General features: G+C 44.0%; 1 protein-coding gene. It reads right to left on the minus strand.

Going from position 1 to position 934, the window contains the following annotated elements; translation table 11 throughout:
• A partial coding sequence (locus tag A3757_RS27275) for a hypothetical protein (protein WP_197470250.1) occupies nt 1-934 on the minus strand: 934 nt, incomplete at both ends.

Below are 934 nucleotides of genomic sequence, written 5' to 3' on the forward strand. Positions count from 1 at the left end.
TACTTTTAAGCGCTGCAAGTCTGTCAGCGCATCATTACTGCCATCGCCAATTGTGAATGAGTTGGAGATGACAGTATTTCGCTCGTCGGCTTCATCGTGCTCTGTTAGTGAGTCACCATCATCGTCAATAAGGTCGAAGCAAGCAGGGTGCTCGATTTCTTTGGTAATCGAGCCGTCAGGGCATGTGACGACATTTTCTTCATCATCATCGAGGCATGTTTGATTTAATAGGGCGTACCCCAGAGTGCCATATTTTGACTCCAGGTAGTCTTCGTCGACAGTAAGAATTTGGGGTGGTTCTTGATGGATTACCTTGATCTGCCTTACTTTCGCTTCACTGAATCCGGACTCTTTGAAATTTTCAGGCGCGATCCGGTCTAGAGCGGCAAATTGAATTTCATCATCTGTTTCCACAGTCGGATCTTGGTCGAAAGCTATTAGAACGGTTTGATCAACCTTATTATCTATTTCGACAAAGGCTGAAGGGATGTAAGTCAGGTCCAATGAGGCGCTAAACTGATCTAGAATATTGAATGAGTCATCTTCACGGAGAAACTCTATCTGATCATTGCTGTAGGTGCAGTGTCCGTCATCGCTGCTGATTGCGGAGGACATTTGCTCCTTAGCTTCGACGAATGTTTGAACAAGTTTTTCGCTGTCGATGGCAGCAATAAGGTTTTCCATAAAATCTAGGGGGTTGTTTGCTGATTCTACGGTTCCCTCGTCATCTAGTGTGTAGTTCATATCTGCGCTGATCTGTTGCAATATAAAGTCGCGGACGGCTTCCTCGTCAGCTGAAAGGTCAGATAAAATTGGGTTACCACTAGCGTCAATAGATTTAGATTGCAGGCCTTTAAAGCTATTAATGAAGTCCTCAAGGTAAAGTTTGTATTCGCTATTTTCTTCATTTGCGAGTACTTCGTAGCTTTGGTTT

The sequence above is a fragment of the Oleiphilus sp. HI0117 genome, assembly GCF_001635235.1.